The organism is Dactylosporangium sp. NPDC050588 (assembly GCF_040654975.1).
In the GTDB taxonomy this organism is placed as follows: Bacteria; Actinomycetota; Actinomycetes; order Mycobacteriales; family Micromonosporaceae; genus Dactylosporangium; species Dactylosporangium maewongense.
In genome coordinates, this window is record NZ_JBFAJA010000045.1 from 83,958 (window position 1) to 105,712 (window position 21,755).

Annotated in this window: 16 protein-coding genes; 9 read left to right on the top strand and 7 right to left on the bottom strand. The window is 71.3% G+C overall.

What is annotated here, in order from left to right:
- Positions 1 to 264: 264 nt before the first annotated feature.
- Positions 265 to 1,827, bottom strand: coding sequence for a 4-hydroxyphenylacetate 3-hydroxylase N-terminal domain-containing protein (locus tag AB0I21_RS29225; RefSeq protein WP_360565925.1), 1,563 nt, complete (start codon positions 1,825 to 1,827; stop codon positions 265 to 267).
- A 54-nt stretch (positions 1,828 to 1,881) separates the two neighbouring features.
- Positions 1,882 to 3,129, bottom strand: coding sequence for a cytochrome P450 (locus AB0I21_RS29230; RefSeq protein ID WP_344508676.1), 1,248 nt, complete (start codon positions 3,127 to 3,129; stop codon positions 1,882 to 1,884).
- A gap of 151 nt (positions 3,130 to 3,280) precedes the next feature.
- Between AB0I21_RS29230 and AB0I21_RS29235 the strand changes: the two genes are divergently transcribed.
- A complete protein-coding gene (locus tag AB0I21_RS29235) occupies positions 3,281 to 4,435 on the top strand; it encodes an epoxide hydrolase family protein (protein WP_360565927.1) in 1,155 nt (384 codons plus the stop codon).
- A 104-nt stretch (positions 4,436 to 4,539) separates the two neighbouring features.
- On the opposite strand, the gene AB0I21_RS29240 is transcribed toward AB0I21_RS29235, so the two are convergent.
- Together AB0I21_RS29240 and AB0I21_RS29245 are read right to left on the bottom strand one after the other, a co-directional pair.
- Positions 4,540 to 4,749: a DUF6052 family protein gene (locus AB0I21_RS29240; RefSeq protein ID WP_344508672.1), complete on the bottom strand. Its 210-nt coding sequence runs from the start codon at positions 4,747 to 4,749 to the stop codon at positions 4,540 to 4,542.
- Positions 4,739 to 6,034, bottom strand: coding sequence for a hypothetical protein (locus tag AB0I21_RS29245; RefSeq protein WP_360565928.1), 1,296 nt, complete (start codon positions 6,032 to 6,034; stop codon positions 4,739 to 4,741). Before AB0I21_RS29245 ends, AB0I21_RS29240 begins: the two co-directional genes overlap by 11 nt.
- Positions 6,035 to 6,285: 251 nt before the next feature.
- Between AB0I21_RS29245 and AB0I21_RS29250 the strand changes: the two genes are divergently transcribed.
- The 5 genes from AB0I21_RS29250 to AB0I21_RS29270 all read left to right on the top strand — a co-directional run bounded on the left by AB0I21_RS29250 (position 6,286) and on the right by AB0I21_RS29270 (position 12,200).
- Positions 6,286 to 6,951, top strand: a complete 666-nt coding sequence (locus AB0I21_RS29250) for a flavodoxin family protein (RefSeq protein ID WP_360565930.1) — start codon at positions 6,286 to 6,288, stop codon at positions 6,949 to 6,951.
- The gene (locus tag AB0I21_RS29255; protein ID WP_354903850.1) at positions 6,948 to 8,378 is read left to right on the top strand and encodes an AMP-binding protein; all 1,431 of its coding nucleotides are present in this window, start codon (positions 6,948 to 6,950) and stop codon (positions 8,376 to 8,378) included. The genes AB0I21_RS29250 and AB0I21_RS29255 overlap by 4 nt, the downstream gene beginning before the upstream one ends.
- Positions 8,379 to 8,399: 21 nt before the next feature.
- Complete coding sequence (locus AB0I21_RS29260) at positions 8,400 to 9,860, top strand: anthranilate synthase component I family protein (RefSeq protein WP_360565932.1); 1,461 nt, start codon at positions 8,400 to 8,402, stop codon at positions 9,858 to 9,860.
- A 4-nt stretch (positions 9,861 to 9,864) separates the two neighbouring features.
- Complete coding sequence (locus AB0I21_RS29265; protein WP_344508662.1) at positions 9,865 to 10,488, top strand: aminodeoxychorismate/anthranilate synthase component II; 624 nt, start codon at positions 9,865 to 9,867, stop codon at positions 10,486 to 10,488.
- 98 nt (positions 10,489 to 10,586) lie between these two features.
- Positions 10,587 to 12,200 (top strand): MFS transporter, encoded by a 1,614-nt coding sequence (locus AB0I21_RS29270; RefSeq protein WP_360565933.1) that lies wholly within the window; start codon positions 10,587 to 10,589, stop codon positions 12,198 to 12,200.
- Between the two features lie 617 nt (positions 12,201 to 12,817).
- On the opposite strand, the gene AB0I21_RS29275 is transcribed toward AB0I21_RS29270, so the two are convergent.
- The 3 genes from AB0I21_RS29275 to AB0I21_RS29285 are packed head-to-tail and all read right to left on the bottom strand — an operon-like array spanning position 12,818 to position 16,694.
- Positions 12,818 to 13,960, bottom strand: coding sequence for an aminotransferase class I/II-fold pyridoxal phosphate-dependent enzyme (locus AB0I21_RS29275; RefSeq protein WP_360565935.1), 1,143 nt, complete (start codon positions 13,958 to 13,960; stop codon positions 12,818 to 12,820).
- A 3-nt stretch (positions 13,961 to 13,963) separates the two neighbouring features.
- Positions 13,964 to 15,355: a nucleotide disphospho-sugar-binding domain-containing protein gene (locus tag AB0I21_RS29280; RefSeq protein ID WP_344508655.1), complete on the bottom strand. Its 1,392-nt coding sequence runs from the start codon at positions 15,353 to 15,355 to the stop codon at positions 13,964 to 13,966.
- 49 nt (positions 15,356 to 15,404) lie between these two features.
- The gene (locus AB0I21_RS29285; RefSeq protein WP_360565949.1) at positions 15,405 to 16,694 is read right to left on the bottom strand and encodes an FAD-binding monooxygenase; all 1,290 of its coding nucleotides are present in this window, start codon (positions 16,692 to 16,694) and stop codon (positions 15,405 to 15,407) included.
- A 269-nt stretch (positions 16,695 to 16,963) separates the two neighbouring features.
- Between AB0I21_RS29285 and AB0I21_RS29290 the strand changes: the two genes are divergently transcribed.
- The 3 genes from AB0I21_RS29290 (at position 16,964) to AB0I21_RS29300 (ending at position 21,622) form a co-directional block, all read left to right on the top strand.
- Positions 16,964 to 18,241 (top strand): MFS transporter, encoded by a 1,278-nt coding sequence (locus AB0I21_RS29290; RefSeq protein ID WP_344508653.1) that lies wholly within the window; start codon positions 16,964 to 16,966, stop codon positions 18,239 to 18,241.
- Between the two features lie 250 nt (positions 18,242 to 18,491).
- Positions 18,492 to 20,525 carry a peroxidase family protein gene (locus AB0I21_RS29295; RefSeq protein ID WP_360565937.1) on the top strand — a complete coding sequence of 678 codons (2,034 nt, stop codon included), beginning with the start codon at positions 18,492 to 18,494 and terminating at the stop codon, positions 20,523 to 20,525.
- Positions 20,526 to 20,551: 26 nt separating this feature from the next.
- Positions 20,552 to 21,622 carry an abortive infection protein gene (locus AB0I21_RS29300; protein ID WP_360565939.1) on the top strand — a complete coding sequence of 357 codons (1,071 nt, stop codon included), beginning with the start codon at positions 20,552 to 20,554 and terminating at the stop codon, positions 21,620 to 21,622.
- Positions 21,623 to 21,755 lie beyond the last annotated feature (133 nt).

Below are 21,755 nucleotides of genomic sequence, written 5' to 3' on the forward strand. Positions count from 1 at the left end.
CGCGGCGTTCGCGGTGATGTTGGCGCTGGTCTTGATCTCCTCCAGCTTGCGAACCTCGATCTTCTTCATTCTATTCACCTCCGTCCATTTCTCTGCTGGTTCAATACTGGCACTCCAGCGACGCTCCAGCTTCTTTCAAAATGCTCTCGTAGTCATCCGGTAACGCTGTGTGGTAATTGCCGATGGGGAATGTCCGCTGTCCAATTTCCGCACACGGAAACGCCCCGCCCCTCGGAGGATGAGGGGCGGGGCGCGGAAGGAGGATCAGATGTTGAGGCCGCCGTAGGAGAGCTTGCGCAGCTCGTCGAAGGAGGCGAGGTCCGGCGCGGTCCAGCCGTCGAGGTCGTACTCGCGCAGGCAGGCGTCGGCGAAGGCCTTGTACTGCTCGGTCTGGCCGCCGGCGATCTGCCCGTTGAGCAGCTCCACCCTGGTGTTCTCGTGGTTGCCGGAGTAGTTGCGCTCGTAGAGCTCGTGCCGACCGCCGAACTCGGAGCCGAACGCGTCCCACAGCAGCTTCATGACCTTCACCCGGTCGACGGCGTCGACGCCCTTCGAACCGCGCAGGTACTTGTCCAGGTAGGGGCGCACGGCCGGGTTCTTGAAGTCCTCGGCGCTGGAGTTGACGTAGATGAGCCCGCTGGCGATGTCCTGCAGCGCGATCTCGCGGATGCGCGGGTAGCCGATCTGCATGAACCAGCGGTACGCCATGCCGTACTGGGGATTCGGCTGCACCGCGCCGTCCTTCCACGGCACCGGGTTGCGGGCGGCGGCGTCCGACAGCCCCCAGAAGAGGTTGCGCCAGGCGAGGACCTCGCCGAGGCGGCTCTGCACGCCGCGGAAGCTGTCGGTGCCGGTGATCTCGACGGCCTTCAGCAGCAGGCCGGCGAGGAACTCGAGCTTGACCGCCAGGCGGGTGCAGCCGTGGAACGTGAAGCGTTCGGTGAACCCGGACTGGCCGGAGAACATCTGGACCTTGCCGAGGTCGCCGTAGACGAACACGTTCTCCCACGGGATGAGGACCTTGTCCAGGACCAGGATCGTGTCGTTCTCGTCGAGGCGGGAGGACAGCGGGTAGTCGAACGGACTGCCCATCACCGCGGCCGTCGCCGCGTAGGACGGGCGGCACAGCAGCTTCATGCCGGGCGCGTCCATCGGCACCGTCGCGATGAGCGCGAACTCCTTCTTGCGCACCGGCACCCCGTAGTGCGCGAGGAAGTTGTAGTGCGTCAGCGCCGACGCGGTCGCGACCACCTTCGCGCCGGACACCACGAGACCGGCGTCGGTCTCCCGCTCCACGTGCACGAAGACGTCCTCGACCTCGTCCGGCGGGCGGGACCGGTCGACCGGCGGGTGCACGATCGCGTGGTTCCAGTACAGGACCTTCTCCTGCGACTCGCGGTACCAGCGCCGGGCGTTGTCGCCGAACGGCTCGTAGTAGTCGGCGTTGGCGCCGAGGGTGCCGAGGAACGACGCCTTGTAGTCGGGGCTGCGGCCCATCCAGCCGTAGCTCAGCCTGGCCCACGCGGCGATCGCCTGCTGGTCGGCGACGAGATCCTCCGCGCTGCGCGGCGTCCGGAAGAAGCGGTGGGTGTAGCCCCGGCTGCCGGTGTCGGTCGGCGCGGTGAGCACGTCGTGCGTCGCCGGGTCGTGCAGGGCGTCGTAGAGCCGTGCCGTCATCCGGACCGGGTTGCGGAACGCGGGATGCCGGGTCACGTCGGCGACGCGCTCGCCGTACAGGTACACCTCCCGGCCGTCACGCAGCGACTCGACGTACTCGTCGCCGGTGAACGGCCGGGTCACGCGGGCGTCGCCGGCCGGGTCTTCCATGTCTGGCTCTGCGGCGGGCCCGGTTGCGGGCTGGGACTCCATCGCACCGGCCCCTTACCAGGTGACGGGGAAGGACGTCAGGCGCGAGACGGTGAAGTCGAAGTACCAGGGGATCTCGGCCGTCGGCACCGCCGGGCGCAGCTTCGGCACGCGGTCGGCGAGGGTCCGCAGGACCACCTCGAGCTCCAGGCGCGCCAGGTTGTGCCCCATGCAGTGGTGCAGCCCGTAGCTGAAGGCGAGGGCGCCGGTCGGCGGGCGGGTGATGTCGAACTCGTCGGGGTGCGAGGTGACGCTCGGGTCGAGGTTGGCCGCGGCGCAGCTGAGCAGGATGCCGTCACCGGCCTTGATGGTGACGCCGCCGATCTCGACGTCGGCGGTCGCGACCCGCGACAGCTGCTCGACGAGGTTGACCGTGCGCAGGATCTCCTCGATCGCCCCCGGGACCAGGCTCGGGTCGGCGACCAGCGCCTCGTACTGGCCCTCGTGGTCGAGCAGGGCGAGCGTGCCGAGCGCGATGGCGCTGGTGGTCGTGACCGTCCCGGCCATGAGGATGGCCATCGCGAACGCGACCAGCTCGTCGCGGGACAGCTCGCCGCTGCGCACGTGGCTCGCGATGAGGTCGTCGATGAGGCCCTCGCCCGGCTCGGTCATCTTCTTGTCGACGAGCCGCTCCAGGTAGACGGTGAACTCCTCCCACGCCGCCTCGGCCTTCTCCGGCACCACCAGGTCGTGCATGGGCCCTTCGAAGAAGTCCCGCTCGGCGTAGGGCACGCCCAGGAACAGGCACACCACCATCATCGGCACCGGCGCGGCGAAGTCGGCGAGGAAGTCCGCCGGCTGCGGCTTGGCGAGCATCGCGTCGAGGCGCTCGTCGACGATGCGCTGGATGATCGGGCGCAGCGTCTGCACCTTGCGGTTGGTGAAGCTCGGCAGCAGCATCTTGCGCTGGCGGGTGTGCACCGGCGGGTCCACCCCGAACAGCACCTCCGGGAAGCCGCCCTCGACCTCCTGCGCCATCTCCTTGCTGGCCCGCATGTGCAGGTGGCTCTCGTCGATGACCGGGTAGTCATCCCAGGTCGCCATGCTCGACATCGCCGGGTCGGCGAGCAGCGCGCGGACCTCGGCGGGGCCGGTCACCAGCCAGGCGGTGCGGCCGTTGTACAGCCGGACCCGGATGATCGGGCCGGGCTCGCGCAGCTTCGCCGTGCCGGCCGACGGCTTGTACGGGCATTCGCGCTGCAGCGGATACGCCGGCGCCGCATCGGGCGCGACATCGGTCTCGGTCGAATGGGTCACCGTCATGGCATCACTGTCGTCCGAGGTCGCGGCGGCGTGCATCTCATGCCGTGCGCACCGGATGCACCTGGGCACAACAGGAGATGGGGCAGCCGGGGCCCGGGTGCGACGCTACGGACAACAGCAGGAGATCACACCGAGTCGAGGTGGTGCGCCGATGCGACCGTTCCAGGTTGACATACCCGAGTCCGAGTTGGACGACCTGCGCGGCCGGCTGGCCGCCACCCGGTGGCCCGACGCGGGGCCCGGCCCCGGCTGGTCGCGCGGCGTCCCGCTGGCATACCTGCAGGAGCTCGCCGAGTACTGGCGGACCGGCTTCGACTGGCGGGCCGCGGAGGCGAAGCTCAACGCGCACCCGCAGTTCGTCACCGAGATCGACGGCGCCACGGTGCACTTCATCCACGTGCGGTCCCGGCACGCCGGCGCGACGCCCATCATCCTGACCCACGGCTGGCCGGGGTCGGTGCTGGAGTTCCTCGACCTCATCGGGCCGCTCACCGACCCGGAGGCGCACGGCGGGACCGCCGAGGACGCGTTCCACGTGGTCATCCCGACGATCCCCGGGTTCGGCTTCTCGGGCCCGACCGGCCAGCCCGGCTGGAGCGTCACCCGGGTCGCCCGCGCGTGGGCCGACCTCATGCGCTCGCTGGGCTACGACCAGTACATCGCGCAGGGCGGCGACTGGGGCAAGGTCATCTCGCTGCAGCTCGGGCTCGCCGACGCGGAGCACGCCGCCGGGGTGCACATCAACATGCTCGTGACCTTCCCGCCGGACCCCGCCGCCGTCGCGTCGCTGGACGCCGGCGACCTGGAGCGGCTCGGCCACGGCGCGCACTTCGCCGAGGACGGCATCGGCTGGCAGAAGATCCAGTCGACCCGGCCGCAGACCCTGGCGTACGCGCTGACCGACTCCCCGGTGGGCCAGCTCGCCTGGATCGTCGAGAAGTTCTATGAGTGGACCGGCGCGGTCGAGCGGCCGGAGGAGGTGATCGACCGGGACACGATCCTGTCGATCGTCACCCTGTACTGGCTGACCGCGACGGCCGGGTCGTCGGCGCAGATCTACTACGAGACCACGCCGACCACCGGCGACTTCGTGGCGACCTGGGGCGGCCCGTGGAACCTGGCGATGCCGGTCGCCGTCGCGGTGTTCCCGCACGACGCGACCCGCCCGATCAAGACCTTCGCGGAGAAGGCCCTGCCGACGCTGACCCAGTGGACGGAGCACCCGGACGGCGGGCACTTCGCGGCGCTGGAGCAGCCGGAGGCGCTCGTCGCGGACATCCGCACGTTCGCCCGGACCCTGCGGTGATCCTGCGCTGAGGACTCGGTGGGCCGGTCGGCCTCGGCGGCCGGTGCCACCTGAAGGTTCGTGCCCCGGCCCGAAGACGGGCCGGGGCACGAACGGTGTGTGGGCTAGGCCGCGACGGGCAGCGCCGCCTCGTCCCACTGGTGGGAGTAGAACTCGAAGACGAGCGCCTGCCCCTCCAGGGCGACCTGGAGCTCGGCGACGGCGCGGCGCACCGCGGCCCGCACCGCCGGCACGTCGACCTCGGCGAGGCCGTGCAGGGTCCGGTAGCACTCCAGCAGCTGCTGCTCCTGCGGTCCGGTCAGTTCACCGCTCATCGTGGAACCTCGCTCCCTTCAGCTCGAACCGCGGCAGGCTGCCGGGCTCGACGATCTCGACATCGGGCCGGATGCTGCACTCACGCTTGACGGTGTCGGCGATGCGCGCCGCGAGCGTCGTCACGTCGGCGCCGGGCACGTCGGCGGGCTCGACCCGCAGGACGACGGTGTCGAGCCCGCGGACGGTGCGCAGCACCGTCTGGAACTCCCCGACCTCGTCGAAGCGCCGCAGCACCTCCTCGAACATGACCGGCTCGACCGACACGCCGCGGATCTTGCGCATGTCGTCGGCGCGGCCGAGGATGCCGCCGTCGAACCAGTCCCAGCTGCGCCCGCAGGCACACTCGTGCCACGGCCGGCGGATCACCAGGTCCTCGGTCCAGTGCCGGAACAGCTGCATGCCCTCCCGGCCGATCCCGGTCGAGACGCGGACCCCCTGCTCGCCGTACGCGACGGGCTGCAACGTCGCGGGGTCGAGCACCTCGTCGATGACGGTGGACTCCATGCTGTGGCAGCCGCCGCGGTTGGCCCGGCACTCGAACATGTTGGTGGTGCCGAGCTCCGTGGTGCCGGCGGCGTTGAACACCTCGGCGCCGAAGCCGTGCGCGATCGCCTGGGTGGTCGCCTTGGACCGGGCCTCGCCGCCCGCCATGATGATCTCCACGTTGGCGTCGCGGGCCAGGTCGACGCCCATCTCCTTGGCCGTCTCGATCAGCCGCAGCGCGTAGCTGGGGGTGCAGCCCAGCACCGACACCCGCTGGTCGATCATCAGCTTGATGCGGGCCTGCGAGTCGAAGCCGCCGGCCGGGATGACCGTGGCCCCGATCCGCTCCAGGGCGTAGTGCATGCCCCAGAACCCGACGAACATGCCGTAGCCGAACGCGACCATGCCGCGGTGGTGCTCGCGGACCCCGAGCGCGTACAGCGCCGTGGCGTACACGTCCGCGCACCAGGTCCAGTCGCGGATCGTGTCGAACGAGCGCACCGGCGGGTTGCCGCTGGTGCCGCTGGTCTGGTGGTGCCGGATCGCCAGCGCCGGGTCGGTCGACGGCAGCGTCCCGTACGGCGGCGCCACCTCCTGCGCGGCGATGAGGTCCTTCTTGTACGTCAGCGGCATCCGCGCGAAGTAGTCATCGAGCGAGCCGATGCCCGCCGGGATCCGCTCACTCCAGAACTCCGAGCGCTGGGCGTGCTGCAGGGCGACCTGCAGCTTGCGCCACTGCCACTCCCGCAACTGCGGCCGGGGCATCGTCTCGGTCCTGCGGTTCCAGTATTCGCCTCCCATGGGTGGCTCCCTCGCCCTCGATTGATCTTCATCGTTCATCGTTGGGCGCGGCGCCGGGCCGTGCATCTTGCTGCGTGCGCGCCTTGCCGCGGGCGGCGCGCGCATCTCGCTGCGTGCCGCGTTCGTCGCGGGCGCCCGTCCCCGGCGGACGCCGGCGCTTGACGATCACCGCACGTTGCAAGATGCGGCGGCGGGCGGCCCCGAACGACGCTCGAAGCCACGTCCCGTGCCACTTCGAGGAGGCGCCACCCATGGAGCCGAAGATCGTCGCGATCAACGGATCGGAGCGCGACGGCAACACCGCCGGCGTCCTGCGCCACGCGGCCGCGGTGGCCGCGAACCGCGGCGCGGCGTTCGAGACGATCGACCTGCGCGACCTGCGGATGCTGCGGTGCGGCCCGTGCGGCGACTGCAACGACCGGCCGATCCGCTGCGAGCAGACCGACGACATCCCGGCCGTCGTGGACAAGATGATCGCCGCCGACGGGATCATCTACGCCGCGCCCGTGCACGGGTTCGGCACCTCCAGCCTCATGCAGACCTTCATCGAGCGGGCCGGCGTGGGCTACCTGCGCTTCGACCGCCCGCTGTCGAACAAGGTCGCGGGCGTCATCGCCGTCGCCCGCCGGTACAACAACAGCGACGTGACCGGTCAGCTCATGGCCAACGTCCTGCTCAACCGGATGATCGTCGTCGGCAGCGGGTTCCCCGCCGAGGTGCAGGCGCTGCACAAGGGCGACTACGCCAACGACGAGGAGGGCCTGACCAACGTCACCCGCATGGTCGAGCGGATGGTCGACATGATCGAGCTGCTGAACAACTACCGCGAGCTCACCGGCCGGGCCGACGTGCTCGACGTCGGCGACCGCAACGAGCGGGTCGGACTGGCCCTCGACGAGCTCAGGGCGAGCCTGTGACCGCCGCGACCACCACCGCGGGGGTCCGGCTGCCGGCCGGCTTCCGGGCCCGCTACGACGACCTGTCGGTGCGGTACTACGCCGGCGCGCTGTCCGAGACGGACCTGCGCGCCTGGCACGACGAGCGGCTGACGACCGTGCTCAAGCACGTCACGACCCGCTCGCCGTTCTACCGCAGGCACCTCGCCGGGATCGTCGTCGACGCCGTCACCACCTCGACCCTCGCCGCGCTGCCCTTCACCACGAAGGAGGACCTGCGCCGGGAGATGTACGGGGTGCTGTCCGGCCCGATGTCCGAGGCCGCCATCTACTACGAGACGACGGGCACGACCGGCGCCTCGACGCCCTGCCCGCGCGGCCCGAAGGACATCCTGACCAGCAACCGCGCCGTCGAGCAGTCGTGGCGCCGGCTGCTGCGCCACCGCTTCGGCGACCGCATGCCGGTCATCGGGCTCATGGGTCCGTCGGAGCTGTACGCGTTCGGCGACGTGTTCACCGCCGTCGCGGAGTCCGTCGGCGCCTGCCACGTCAAGATCTGGCCGGAGTCGCCGCGGGTCGGGTTCCGCAAGGCGCTGCGGCTCATCGAGGAGCTCGGCGTCGAGGTCGTCGTCTGCGCGCCGGCGCTGTGCCTGAGCCTGGCGAAGGCCGCCCTGCACTACGGGTACGACCTGCGCCGCCTGCCGATCAAGATGTTCCTCGTGCTCGGCGAGATCTGCACGCCGCAGCTGCGGGCGAACGTGTCGTCGCTGTGGCCGGACGCGACCGTGTACCCGACGCTGTACGGCTCCCAGGAGGCGCTGTGCATCGCGACCGGGGCGCACACCGGCGAGATGCACCTGGCCGGGCTCAACTACATCGCCGAGGTCGTCGACCCGCGGACCGGCGCCTCGCGGGGCCCGTTCGGCGAGGGCGAGCTCGTGCTGACCATGCTGGTCGACGGGATCAAGCCGCTCATCCGGTACCGCACCGGCGACCTCGTCAGGGTCCGGCCCGGCCGGCCGGACGCGCCGCTGCCGGGGCCGGTGGTGGAGGTGCTCGGCCGCGCCGCCGACCGGATCCGGGTCGGCGCCGCGGACCTGCAGCCCGCCGAGCTGGAGGCGCTCGTCCTCGAGGACGTCCGGGGCTGCCTCGGCTACCAGATCGTGCTCGACAACGACGGCACCCAGGACACCGTCACCGTCCGGCTGGACCTGGTGCCGGCGCTCGCCGGCGACGCCCCGGCGATCGGCGCGGCCGTCGCCGCCCGGCTGCGGGAGCGCACCGGCGTGCGGGCCGGCCTCACCGTGGAGGCCGACCTCGACCCGGTCACCAGCACCGGCTCGTTCGTGAGCTGGAAGGCGGCACGGATCCTGGACAACCGCACGGCACCGGACGCCGCGGTGCTGGCCGCCCGGGAGGTTGCGCACCGCTACGCGATCACGACGTGAACGGGGACTTCGATGCCTTCTTTGTCTGATCAGGTACGCGTACACACCCGGCGGCACCGGATCCTGAGGCCCGGCGCGCTGCCCGCGTGGTCCGCGCTCGCGGCGCGCTTCGGTCCCGGCGAGGTCTACCTGCTGGAGTCGGCGACGGGTCCGGGACAGGACGCCCGGCACGAGTTCATCGGCTTCGGCGAGCTGCTCACCGTCTCGGTGACCCGCGGCGCCGTGCACGTCGGCGGCGTCCCGGCGCTGCGCGACGCGGTGCTGGACCGCACGCGCGGCCTGCTGGTCGCCGACGGCGACACCCTGCGGCTGCCCGCCATGACCGACCTGTGGCCGTTCCTGCGCGCGGTGCAGGGGACGTTCGACGCGGAGGGCTCCGCCTCGCGGTTCAGCTTCGGGTTCCTCGCCTACTTCGGCTACGACGCGGTGCGGTACATCGAGGAGCTGCCGTACCTGATCGAGCAGGAGCCGTCGCTGCCGGACGTCCACCTCGTGCTGTACCGCGGCTGCCTCACCCACGAGGTCGGCGCCGTCGAGTCCGAGCTGCTGCTGTTCGACAGCGACGCCTGGCCGGCGCTCCCCGACGACATCGCCGGGCTGCTGGCCGGCGCCCCGCCGGTGGACCCGCCCCGGCTCGCCGAGGTGACCGGGTGGAGCGACGACACCGCCCGCGAGGACTACCTCACGACCGTCGAGGCGTGCCTCAAGCACATCGCGATCGGCGACATCTACCAGGTGCAGATCGGCCACGAGCTGACGGTCCGCACGCCGACCCCGCCGCTGGACGCCTACCAGCGGCTGCGGGAGCGCAACGCGTCGCCGTTCATGTACCTGACGGCGCTCGGCGGGCACACCCTCGTCGGCGCGAGCCCGGAGCTCTTCGTGCGGGTCGAGGACGGCAACGTGCTGATGCGGCCGATCGCGGGCACCGTCCCGCGCGGCGGCCCCGACGGCGACGAGGCGGCGGCCCGGCGGCTGCGCGCCGACCCCAAGGAGCTCGCCGAGCACACGATGCTGGTGGACCTGTGCCGCAACGACGTCGGCCGGATCTGCCGGCGCGACACCCTGGACGTGCCGGAGCACTTCAGCATCGAGCGGTACTCCCACGTGCAGCACCTGGTGTCCACCGTCTCCGGGCAGGCGGAGGAGCAGGTCGACAGCTACGACATCATCCCGGCGCTGTTCCCCGCCGGCACGATGACCGGCGCGCCGAAGATCCGCGCCATGGAGATCATCGAGGCGATGGAGCACAGCCGGCGCGGCCTGTACGGGGGAGCCCTCGGCCTGATCGACGTGGGCGGCTACCTGAACATGGCCCTGTGCATCCGCACGCTGATCCACCACGACGGCGAGTACCGCACCCGGGCCTCGGCGGGTGTCGTCGCCGACTCCGACGCCGGGCGGGAGTGGACCGAGACGCTGGCGAAGCTCAGCGCCGCCTTCTGGGCGGTCACCGGCCGCGAACTGTTACAGGAGGACTGACATCGTGCGGGTGCTCGTCGTCGACGCGTTCGACAGCTTCGTCTACATCATCCGGCAGTACCTCATGTCGGCCGGCGCCGAGCCGATCATGGTGCGCTCCAACGCGCTGCGGCTCGACGAGGTGCGTGAGGTGCGGCCCGACTCGATCCTGCTCGGCCCGGGCCCCGGCAGCCCCGACGACTCGGGGCACGTGGACATCGTGCGGGCCTTCGCCGGGGAGGTCCCGATCCTCGGCGTCTGCCTGGGGCACCAGGCGATCGGCCGCGCCTACGGCGCGACGGTCGTGCCCGCCGAGCACCTCATGCACGGCAAGACCAGCCGGATCCGGCACGACGGGCGGCGGCTCTTCCGCGGCATGGCCGACGACTTCCACGCCACGCGGTACCACTCGCTGGTGGTCGTCGAGGAGACGGTGCCCTCATGCCTGGAGGTCAGCGCGCGGTCCCTCGACGACGGCTACATCATGGCGATGCGGCACCGGTGGCTGCCGGTCGAGTCGGTGCAGTTCCACCCCGAGAGCATCTGCACGCAGAACGGGGCGCACCTGCTGAACAACTTCGTGAAGTTCTGCTCGACGTTCCCTTCTTGGCGGTACGACGTGGCCCGCCAGCTGGAAGCCGCGGCGTAGAGAGCGCATTTGTGAAGATGTCCGGTCCATGTGCCCCCCGAACAATGGCTGCGAGGGCCTCGTCGTTGCGGTGACGCGGCTTCGAACGAGGAGGGGACATGGCAACACATACGCAAGGCCCGGAGGTGAAGGCGACCCGGCGCGAGTGGCTCGGGCTCGCCGTCCTGGGGTTCCCGTCGATGCTCGGCATGATCGACATCAGCGTGCTCTTCCTGGCGCTGCCGAACCTGACGGCCGACCTCGACGCGAGCGCCAGCCAGCAGCTGTGGATCGGTGACATCTACGGCTTCCTCAGCGCCGGCTTCCTGGTCACCATGGGCACGCTCGGCGACCGCATCGGCCGGCGAAAACTGCTCGTCATCGGCGCCACCGCGTTCGGCCTGGTGTCGGCCGTGGCGGCGTTCGCCACCACGCCGGAGATGCTCATCGTCTGCCGCGCGCTGCTGGGCATCGCCGGCGCGACGCTCATCCCGTCGACGCTCGCGCTGATCACCCAGATGTTCAAGAACCCGAAGGAGATGGGCATCGCGATCGCGGTGTGGGCGTCGGCGCTGACGCTCGGCGTCGCCCTCGGCCCCGTCGTCGGCGGCGTCCTGCTGCAGTGGTTCTGGTGGGGCTCGGTGTTCCTGATCGGCCCGCCGGTCATGCTGCTGGTCGTCGCGACCGCCCGGGTGCTGCTGCCGGAGTTCAAGGACCCGAACGCGGGCCGGCTCGACCTCTTCAGCGTCGCGCTCTCGCTGCTGGCGATCCTGCCGGTCATCTACGCGTTCAAGGAGCTGGCCGCGCACGGCTGGACCGCCATCGCCGTGGTCACGCTCGTCGGTGGCCTGCTGTTCGGCACCCTGTTCGTCCAGCGCCAGCGCAAGCTCGCCGACCCGCTGCTCGACGTCCGCCTGTTCAAGATCAAGGCGGTCAGCGGCGCGCTGGTCCTGGCCCTGCTCATCGGTGCCGTCCAGGGCGGCGCCGGCTTCTTCCTGGCCCAGTTCCTGCAGGTCGTGGAGGGCCGCAGCCCGCTCAGCAGCGGCCTGTGGATCCTGGTGCCGACCTTCGCGCTGCTGATCGGCATCGGCATGAGCCAGGGCATCGCGCAGAAGGTCCGCCCCGCGTACGTCGTGGCCGGCGGCGCGGTCATCGCCGCCATCGGCATGACGGTGCTCAGCCAGCTCACCGTCGCGGCCGGCCTGGCCATGCTCATCGTCGGCTTCAGCATCGTCTTCTTCGGCGTCAGCCCGGTCGGCCCGGTGGTCAGCCAGCTGGTCGTGCCGGCCGCCCCGCCGGAGAAGGCCGGCTCGGCGTCGTCGCTGCAGACCACCAGCGGCGACCTGGGCGTCGCGGTCGGCATCGCCACCATGGGCAGCATCGGCGCGGCCGTCTACTCCCGCGAGATGGTCGTCCCGCCGGAGATCGCCGGCACCCCCGCCGGCGACGCCGCGGCGGAGACCGCGGACGGCGCGCTCTTCGTCGCGCAGTCCCTGCCGGGCGCGGTCGGCGACGCGCTGGTCGCCGCGGCCCGCACGGCCTTCACGACGGAGCTCAACACGGTGGCCGCGGTCTGCGGCGTCGTCTTCCTCGGCCTGGCGGTCCTGTCGGTGGCCACCCTGCGCGGCGTGCCCCCGATGGCAGGCCAGGGCGGCGGCCACGGCCACGGAGCCCCGGCCGACACGGTCGAGGACACCCCCGCCCCCGACACCGAGAAGGTCCAGCCCGTCTGACGCTGTTTTCGGTCCCGAACGGCGGCCCGGCACTCTCCAGTGCCGGGCCGCCCTGTCCCGTTTCTCCGCTCGCCGCTCCGACCCCGTTCCGCGGCCGTGATCCAAGTCGCGTGGTGGTCGTCCGGGCGGCCAGGACCGTCCTTCGATCTTCGCGCCCGCGGAGTCATGCCGGGTTGCTGCCGGCGATTCCGCATCGCCGTTGGGTTCGTGGCCTGTGCCGCCGTTGTGGGTCGTCGCCGTGTGATCCAAGGCGCGGGGTGGTCGTCCAGGCGGCCAGGACCATCCTTCGATCTTCGCGGTTCGCGGCGCGGCTTGGTTGCGGTCCGTGCCGGTGTCGCGGTGCTGTTCCCCGGCCACCGTTCACCTGGTCCGGCGCCGTCGAGGGCATCATCTGGTGCTTCGCGTCAGTGTTGGCATGTGGCGTCGTTGCGGGGCGTTGCCGGTGCCGCGTGATCCAAGGCGCGGGGTGGTCGTCCGGGCGGCCAGGGGCGTCCTTCGATCAACGCTGAGCCGGGGGCAGGGGCTGGCACGCCGGGGCAGGCTCGTGGGTGGGGAAGGCAGGCGAAGCCGCCCCGCCTGGGGGAGGCGGGGCGGCTTCGGGGGGAGGGGAGGAGCGGTCAGGCGGCCAGGCGTTGGCGCAGCGGGCGGCAGGCGGTGCGGATGATGTCGCAGATGCCGGCGATCTCCGCCGGGCCGATCGAGGTGCCGGTCGGCAGGGACAGGACGCGGTCGCACAGTGCCTCGGTCCGCGGGAGCGGCAGGGGCGTGTGGCGGGCCCGCTTCGAGCGGTACGGCTCGATGTCGTGGCAGCCGGGGTAGAAGTACTTGCGGGACAGGACGTTGTGCTCCAGGAGCAGGTCGTGCACGGCGTCGCGGGCGTCGGTCTCGATGACCACGTACTGGTGGTTGGCCCGCTCGCCGGGGGCCTGCCGGCGCAGCGTGACGCCGGGGACGCCGGCCAGGCCGTCCTGGTAGAGCATGGCGTTGCGGCGGTTCACGTCGATGAAGTCCTGCATCGACTCGAGGGACGTGAGGCCCATCGCGGCCGACGCCTCCGTCATGCGCCCGTTGATGCCGAGGTACGTCTGCTCGCGGTGCTCGTCCAGCCCCAGGTTGCGCATCGCCCGGGCGGCCTCGGCTAGGTCGGGGTCGTTGGTGACGATGGCGCCGCCCTCGAAGCTGTTGAGGTACTTCGTGGCGTGGAAGCTGAAGATCTCCGCGTCGCCGAAGCCGCCGATCGGCCGGCCGTGGTAGGTGCAGCCGAGTGCCTGCGCGGCGTCGAACAGCAGGATCAGGCCGTGCTGGTCGGCCAGGGCGCTGAGCTCGTCGATGTGGCAGGGGCGGCCGAAGACGTGCACACCGATGATGGCCTTGGTGCGCGGGGAGATGAGCCGCTCGACGTGGTGCGGGTCGAGGGTCACGGTCTCGGTGTCGACGTCGGCGAAGATGGGCACCGCGCCGATCCACTCCATGGCGTGCGGGGTGGCCGGCGAGGTGAACGACGGCACGATCACCTCGTCGCCGGGCCCGATCCCGGCCGCCTTCGCCGCGATCTGGAGGCCGACGGTCGCGTTGGCGACCGGGACGCAGTAGCGGGCCTGGGCGACGGCCGCGACCTGCGCCTCGAACTCCTGCACGAGCGGCCCGTTGTTGGCCAGCCAGAGGCGGTCCAGGGCGCCGTTGATCCGGTCGAGGAAGCGGCCACGGTCACCGACGTTCGGCCGGCCCACGTGGAGGTGCTCAGCGAACAGCGGCTGCATCGCTCACCGGCCCTTTCGGAAGGAGACGAGGCCCTCGAAGATCTTGACGACCTGCGCGGGCGCGGGGGTGGCGAGCCAGGTCTCGTAGATGTCGTTGGCGCCGTCCTGATAGACGCCCTCGCCGGCGACCTGGAGGATCAGCTTGCCGATCTCCTCGACCGTCAGTGTGCGGTGGTTGAGCCGGGCCCCGGCGTGGTTGGTGATGACGTACTCCGACGTCCAGGTCGCCTCCAGCTTCTTCGCCGGCACGATCCACTGGGTCGTCTCGACCTCGGTCTCCTCGCGCACGCCGAACTCCCGGCCGATCGTGTACGTGGGCGCCTCGACCTTCTCCTGCCGCATGAGCACGGACTCCTCGGTGTCGCAGACGAGCTGCGGCACCCGGAAGGCGCGGCTGGCCGCGAAGGTGCCCATGCCGCCGTGGTGGATGATCGCCGAGCAGGTCGGCAGGAGCTGCGTCAGCGGCAGCCAGTCGACCACCACGACGTTGTCCGGGATGGACTCCAGGCCCTGCAGCTGCAGGGAGTTGAGGGTGGCGATGACCTCGATGTCCAGGCCGGCGACCGCCTCGAGGATCTTCGGGGTGCGGTCCCAGTCGCCGGGGACGAAGCGGCGCGTCGACTCGCCGAGGGTCAGCGCGACCCGCGGGCGGCGCGGCGGCTCGTTCAGCCACGCCGGCACGGTCTGCGCGCCGCTGTAGGGCTCGTACCGCATCCGCACGACCTTCTCGGTGGTCGGCGGCCCGAAGCGCTCCGGCATCGGGTCGAGCGTCCACTGGCCCAGCATCAGCTCCCGGTCGACCTCGAGACCGTAGATCTCGGCGATCGGGCGCATGACGTCGGCGAGCGGGTTGGCCGACAGGCCGGCCGCCACGAGCTCCGCGGCGTGCTCCTCCAGCCGGTCGACGCTCCACGCGATCTCGTCCGGGCCGAGCATGAAGCGGGCGTGCGCGGCGCCGCTGGCCGCCGCCGCCACCGGGCCGGCGTAGAACAGCTCGTCCCACAGCACCAGGTCGGGCTTCCACGCGCGGGCGAAGGCGACCAGGTCGGCGCACTCCGGCAGGTCGGTGCGCACGTAGTCGGCGATCGGGTTGAGCAGGTACTGGTAGAAGGTGATCCAGTGTTCGCGCTCGACGGCGTCCAGGCCCATGACGTCGGCGTAGCGCAGCACCTCGGCGGCCTCGGCCGGCCGGCGTGCGTCGTCGCGCAGCCGGGCCTCGTGCGAGTCAGGGTCGCCGAGCGGCACGGGGGTCAGGCCGGTCGCCGCGATCTGCGGCATGAAGCCGGCATGCGACGCCACCCGGACCTCGTGCCCGGCGCTTTGGAACGCCCATGCCAGCGGCACGATCGGCAGCAGGTGCGCGACCGAGGGGTACGGGGTGAACAGGACTCGCATCGGGAACTCCTTCGTGGGGCTAGGCGGCGGGGGCGAAGACGCGCAGCGCCTAGGCGGCGCGGGCGAGCTTGGGAGCGCCCAGGACTCGGCGCATCATGGTGGGGCGCATGAGCGCGGTGGGCGGGTCGACGAGGCCGGCCACCCGGAAGAACGCGGCGGTGACGGTGGGGTCGGTGACGGCCGCGGCGTGCAGCCGGGCCATGTACGCGTTGCCCATCCGCACCTGGAAGGTGCGGTCGCCCTCGACGCCGGGGAAGCCCAGGTCCGCGCCGGCCGAGATGGTCCAGGACGCGTCGACGACCTTGGCGATCTCGCGGAAGAAGCGGCGCGCGTCGGGCATCGAGCCGTGCGCGAGCATGTTGCGCAGCGTCCACGCCTCCAGCGCGGCGACCGTCATGCCCTGCCCGTAGACGGGGTTGAAGCTGCACACGGCGTCGCCGAGCACGAGCAGGCCGGCGGGGAAGGCGCGCATCAGCTCGTACCGGCGCCGGACGCTGGCGGGGAACTTGAACGTCACCGGGTCGTCGAGCGGCTCGGCGTCCTGGATCGCCTCGTAGATCTCCGGCGCGGCGAGCGTCTTGGCGAACGCCATGAAGCCCTCGGGGTCGGTCGGCGGGTGGTCGCCGAGGATGCCGGTGAGCGACAGCTGTGACGAGCCGTCGGCCAGCTTCGGGAAGAACGCGCCGCGCGGGTTCGCCGGGCTGGCGACCGGGTTGATGGACAGGTCGGTGCCGTAGGGGTCGTTCTTCAGGCGGAAGTGCCGGGTGGTGTACGCGAGGTCCACCTTGACCTTGTCCTCGGCCGGCCGCCCGTAGCCGAGCTCCTCCAGCCACGCCGGGGTCCGTGAGCCGCGGCCGGTGCTGTCCACGACGAGGTCGGCGTCGAGCGTCGCCGCGATGCCGAAGTCGTCGCTCTGCACCCGCACCCCGGTGACGCGGCCGCCGGCGCCGGTGACGAGCCCGTTGATGGAGAACCGCTCCATGAAGTCCACATTGGACAGCGCGGCGACCCGCGCTCGAACGTGCGCCTCCAGCTGCGGCCGGGTCGCCGACACGCTCAGCAGGTCGGCGCTGCCCGGGGCGAGCCGGCGCCCGTTGAAGTACCAGCGAAGGTTGCCGGCGATGTCGCCGGCCGGGATGCCCGCGTCGATCAGCTCCTGGCGCAGCCCCGGGAACAGCTCCTCCAGGATCTGCTGCCCGCGGGCCAGCAGTGCGTGTGCGTGCCGCGCGTGGGGCACGCCGCGGCGCGGCCGGTCCACGCCCATGAGCGCGTCACGGTCCACAATGGACACCTGTCTGAACGACTCGGCCAGGACGCGGGCGGTGAGCAGCCCGCCCATGCCTCCGCCCAGCACCACGGCACGGCCTCCGACATGATCGGCCACAGCGGGTCACCTCCTGCAATCGCCGGGCAATTTCGTCCAAGTAGCGTCACACCGCCGCGCGGCGGGCCGCATCTCCTGAAATGCGTGCCGCCGGGGGCGTCACGGCTCGGCACGGCGGGAGATGCGGGCGGCCCCCGCTGCGGCGACAGTGCGGTGTGAGCGGTGCAGCGGTGACGGAGGGTCCCGGGCTCGCCCTGGTGTGCGTCTATGAAAGGAGATCGACGATGACCATCTCCGAAGCGGCCTCGGAACAGACCGGCGTTGCCGCCGTCCCCGCGCTGGAGGAGCCGACCCGTCGCGTCACCGGACGGTGGATCCTGCTGTGGTCACTGGCCAACTTCATGCTGTCCGGCCTCGTGTACGGCGCTGCCTCGGTCGTCGGCCCGCAGCTGGCCGAGCGGGTCGACCCGGCCGGCAAGGTCGGCATGTTCGCCCTCGCCGGGGTGCTGACGGGGCTCGTCGCCCTGCTCCTCAGCCCGCTGTTCGGGGCGCTGTCGGACCGCACCACGGCCCGCTCCGGCCGCCGGCACCCGTGGATCCTGGCCGGCGCCCTGGGCACCGGCGCGGTCTTCGCCGTGCAGGCGTTCCAGACCACGGTCGCCGGCTACCTGCTGACGGCCGTCGCCGCGGGCGTGGCGATCGCGGTGCTCAGCACGAGCCTCGTCGCGGTCGTGCCCGACGACGTGCCGGTCCGGCAGCGGGCGACCGTGTCGGCCTGGGGCGGCGGCGTCGGCGGCTCGCTGGGCCTGCTGGTGTGCATCTCGCTGGTCGCGGTGGCGGTCACCGGCGTCACCGCCGGCTACGTGACGATGGGCGTGCTGATGGTGCTGGGCGTGCTGCCCTTCGCGCTGTTCACCCGGGGCACGGCGCTGCCGCGCGCGCAGCGGGCGCCGTTCACGTGGCGGGCGCTCACCGGCTCGCTGTGGGTCAGCCCGCGGCAGCACCCCGACTTCTGGTGGGCGATGAGCGGGCGCTTCCTGTTCTTCCTCGCCAACGGGCTGTTCTCCGGTTATCTGTACTTCTTCCTGCAGGACGAGATCCACTACGCGGACCCCGCCGTCGGTGTCCTGCTGCTCAACACCGTGTACGTCATCGTCGCGTCGCTCGCCAGCGTGCCGATGGGGCGGATCTCGGACCGGCGGCTGCGGCGCAAGAACCTGACGATCGTCAGCGCCGCGCTCCAGGCGGCCGCGTGCGCAACCCTGGCCGTGTCGCTGACGTGGACGGCGGCGCTGATCGCCGCGGTGCTGCTCGGCCTCGGCTTCGGCGTCTACATGTCGGTCGACCAGGCGCTGGTCACCGAGGTGCTGCCGGAGGCGGCCGGGCGGGGCAAGGACATGGGCCTGATCAACCTGGCCGTCACCCTCGCCGGGCTGCTCGCCCCGGCGCTGTCCGGCCCGGTGATCCTGCACCTCGGCGGCTACTCGACGCTGTTCTGGCTGGCCGCCGTCGTCGGCGTCGGATCGGCCGTGCTCGTGCGCCCCATCCGCGGCGTCAGGTAAGGGATCGACCACGGATCGAGCGGCTCTGGAGCGCCGGTCCAAGCGGGCGAGGCCGCACGCAACAAGAACTCGATGACCGTTGATGCAGTGAAGACTCGGGTACGTCCGGACGCCGGCACGCCGAAGCGGTCCTCAGCGGTGAGGGTCCGATGTGGACCGTGGTGCCGGGCGCCAACCGTGCATCTGAGAGGGGAGAGCCATGGGTCAGTCCAGTCGCGCCCGCGGGCAGCGGATCCGCCGAGGAGGTGCGTTGGTCCTCGCGTTCGTGACCGCGAGCGTCATGGGCACCGGCGCGTCGGCCGAGGCCGCCGCGCCCGGCGGCGGCATCTTCGGCATCGTCGAGGCGCAGGGCCTCGACGGCGGGACCAACAACCGGTCGCACCCCGAGTGGGGACGGACGAACACCATCTACCCGCGGGTCGGTGACCACCACTACGCCGACGGGGTCAACCAGGCGCAGGGCGGCCCGAACACGCGGTACATCAGCAACCGCGTGATCAACGGCGGCTCGCAGCAGCTGTACTCGGAGCGCGGGGTCAGCCAGTGGGGCTTCGTCTGGGGCCAGTTCCTGGACCACACGATCGCCCAGCGGGTCGGCCGGCGCCAGACCGGTCCGTCCGGCGAGGAGGCGAACATCCCGTTCGACAACGCCGACCCGCTGGAGTCGTCCCGCAACGACCTCGGGTTCCTGTTCTTCGAGCGCTCCATCGCCGAGGAGGGCACCGGCGTCACGGTGCCGCGCGAGCAGATCAACGCGATCAGCTCCTACATCGACGCGGCGACCGTCTACAGCAACGCCGACGCCCGCCTGGACTGGATCCGCGAGGGCACCGTCGACGGCAACCCGGCCAACAACGGGGCGCGCCTGCTCATGCCGGGCGGCTACCTGCCCCGCGCGGCCAGCCGCGGCAACTGGGAGACGGCGCCGCCGATGGTCGTCGGGTCGCTGTTCGCCACCCCGGAGGTCGTCGCGGTCGCCGGTGACCAGCGCGCCAACGAGAACCCCGGACTGCTGGCCACCCACACGCTGTTCAACCGCGAGCACAACCGGATCGTGTCGAAGCTGCCGTCGTGGATGTCGGAGCAGGACAAGTTCCAGGTCGCCCGCGCGGTGCTCATCGCCGAGATGCAGTACATCACCTACCAGGAGTTCCTGCCGTCGCTCGGCGTGCGGCTGCCCGCCTACAGCGGCTACAAGCCGGGCGTCGACGCCGGGGTCACCAACGAGTTCGCCACCGTCGGGTACCGCGCGCACAGCATGATCGGCACGCACTACACGATGAAGGGCGAGCCCGGCCGGTGGAGCCAGGCGGACCTCGACTACTTCGCCTCCGTCGGCGTCACCGTCAAGAAGACCGGCAACCAGGTCGTGCTGTCGGTGCCGATCGGCGAGGAGACGTTCTTCAACCCCGACCTGCTCGAGCGGCTCCAGCTCGGCCCGGTGCTGCGCGGGGTGAGCTCGATCCCGCAGAACAAGAACGACGAGATCATCAACGACCTGATGCGAAACGGCAGGTTCGACTTCTCCGGCAACCCCGGCTGCGCCGAGGACCCGTCGGGCCCGACCTGCATCGCCGGCGTCAACGACCTCGCCGCGGTGGACATCGAGCGCGGCCGCGACCACGGCCTGGGCACCTACAACCAGCTGCGGGCCGCGTACGGGCTGCCGCCGAAGACGTCGTTCACCGCCATCACCGGCGAGGCGACGCAGGAGTTCCCGGCCGACCCGCTGCTCACCGCCGGCAACGAGATCAACGACCCGAACATCATGGACTACACCGCCCTGTACGACATCAACGGCCACGCCACGACCGCCCAGGCCGACAACGCGGTCCGCGGCGTGCGGCGCACCACCACGGCGGCGCGGCTCAAGGCGATCTACGGCACGGTCGACCAGGTCGACGCGTTCACCGGGCTGATCGCCGAGAAGCACGTGCCCGGCACCGAGTTCGGCGAGCTGCAGCTGGCGATCTGGAAGCACCAGTTCCAGGCGCTGCGCGACGGCGACCGGTTCTTCTTCGCCAACGACCCGCTGCTGCCGCTGGTGCGCAACCTCTTCGGCATCGACTACCGGGTGAGCCTGGGCGACGTCATCGCCCGCAACACCGACATCCCGCGCAGCCAGCTGGCCCGCAACGTCTTCCTCACCCCCGACCAGCAGCGCAGCGCCCAGCTGCCGCCGGCGCCCGGTGAGCGGCTGCTGCCGGGCCCGAACACCCGGCAGCTCACCGCCGGCTGGAGCCTCACCTCGACCGGCCCCCGCCGCAACGAGCTGAACCCCTGACCCGCAACCCCAGAGAGGACGCAGACATGTTCACCTACCGTGGCGTCGCCTACGACGTCGGCTCCAACTTCGCGACCGGCCAGGGGGAACTGTCGCGGACCGTCGGCGACGACGAGATCCGCGCCCAGATCGCGATGATCGCGCAGGCGCTCAACGCGAACGCGGTCACCGTCTACGGCACCGACCTCGGCCGCCTCGAGACCGCGGCCCGGGCGGCGATCGGGCACGGCCTGCACGTCCTGCTGGACCCGCGGCTGGTCGACCACCCGCGCGAGGAGATCCTGCGGCACCTGGCCGACGTCGGCCGGCTCGCGGAGACCCTGCGCCTGGAGGGTGCGAGCGTCGCGCTGACCGTCGGCGCCGCGCACACCATCTTCACCGGCGGCATCACCCCTGGCGAGCACTACCACCAGCGCATGGCCAACATCTACTCCGACAACGACCACTACCTGCTGAGCCCGCAGAGCGCCGCCGACCTCGCCGACGCCGCGCCGCGGCTCAACGCCTTCCTCTCCGAGGCGGCCACGGTGGCCCGCGGCGTCTTCAACGGCGAGCTCAGCTACTCGGCGGCGCCCTTCGAGCAGGTCGACTGGACGCCGTTCGACGCGATCGGGCTCATGTACTACTACCAGCCGCGGTACCTGACGCCGGAGCAGCACGCGGCGGAGATCGACCGGTACCGCAGCTGGGGCAAGCCGATCGACATCGCCGGCTTCGGCACCGCCACGTACCGCGGCGCGGAGGAGAAGGCGTTCTTCTTCTGGGACGTGGTCGACCGCAGCGACTTCGACGAGCTGAAGATCCTCGACGGGATCGTGCGGGACGAGGAGGCGCAGGCGGCCTTCCACACCAAGATGTTCGGCATCTTCGACGAGGCCGGCATCCGCGGGGTGACGGTCACCGACTTCATCCACCCGACGCACCCGCACTCGCCGGACGACCCGCGGCTGGACCTGGACACGGCGAGTTTGTGCATCGTCAAGACGATCCGGGAGCGCATCGCCGACCCCGCGTCGCCGTACACGTACGAACCGAAGGCGTCGTTCCACGCGATCGCCGAATACTACGGCTCGTTCAAGGCCGCGGCCGTCGCCTGAGACGGACACGACGACGGGCCGGGTGCGCGCACCCCGCCCGGGCCGGGGTTGCGCGCCCCCCATTACCATCGGCAGGTTTGTAGTGTTAACGCCCCCCCCCCCGTAGACCCACGCACCCACCGTCTTGATATAG

Coding starts and splice junctions, on each gene's coding strand:
- AB0I21_RS29275 (WP_360565935.1), bottom strand. CDS start 13,960: ATGCAGCCGCTGTTCGCTGAGCACCTCCACGTGGGCCGGCCGAACGTC.
- AB0I21_RS29250 (WP_360565930.1), top strand. CDS start 6,286: ATGGAGCCGAAGATCGTCGCGATCAACGGATCGGAGCGCGACGGCAAC.
- AB0I21_RS29235 (WP_360565927.1), top strand. CDS start 3,281: ATGCGACCGTTCCAGGTTGACATACCCGAGTCCGAGTTGGACGACCTG.
- AB0I21_RS29300 (WP_360565939.1), top strand. CDS start 20,552: ATGTTCACCTACCGTGGCGTCGCCTACGACGTCGGCTCCAACTTCGCG.
- AB0I21_RS29280 (WP_344508655.1), bottom strand. CDS start 15,355: ATGCGAGTCCTGTTCACCCCGTACCCCTCGGTCGCGCACCTGCTGCCG.
- AB0I21_RS29230 (WP_344508676.1), bottom strand. CDS start 3,129: ATGACGGTGACCCATTCGACCGAGACCGATGTCGCGCCCGATGCGGCG.
- AB0I21_RS29245 (WP_360565928.1), bottom strand. CDS start 6,034: ATGGGAGGCGAATACTGGAACCGCAGGACCGAGACGATGCCCCGGCCG.
- AB0I21_RS29225 (WP_360565925.1), bottom strand. CDS start 1,827: ATGGAAGACCCGGCCGGCGACGCCCGCGTGACCCGGCCGTTCACCGGC.
- AB0I21_RS29240 (WP_344508672.1), bottom strand. CDS start 4,749: ATGAGCGGTGAACTGACCGGACCGCAGGAGCAGCAGCTGCTGGAGTGC.
- AB0I21_RS29270 (WP_360565933.1), top strand. CDS start 10,587: ATGGCAACACATACGCAAGGCCCGGAGGTGAAGGCGACCCGGCGCGAG.
- AB0I21_RS29290 (WP_344508653.1), top strand. CDS start 16,964: ATGACCATCTCCGAAGCGGCCTCGGAACAGACCGGCGTTGCCGCCGTC.
- AB0I21_RS29285 (WP_360565949.1), bottom strand. CDS start 16,694: ATGGGCGGGCTGCTCACCGCCCGCGTCCTGGCCGAGTCGTTCAGACAG.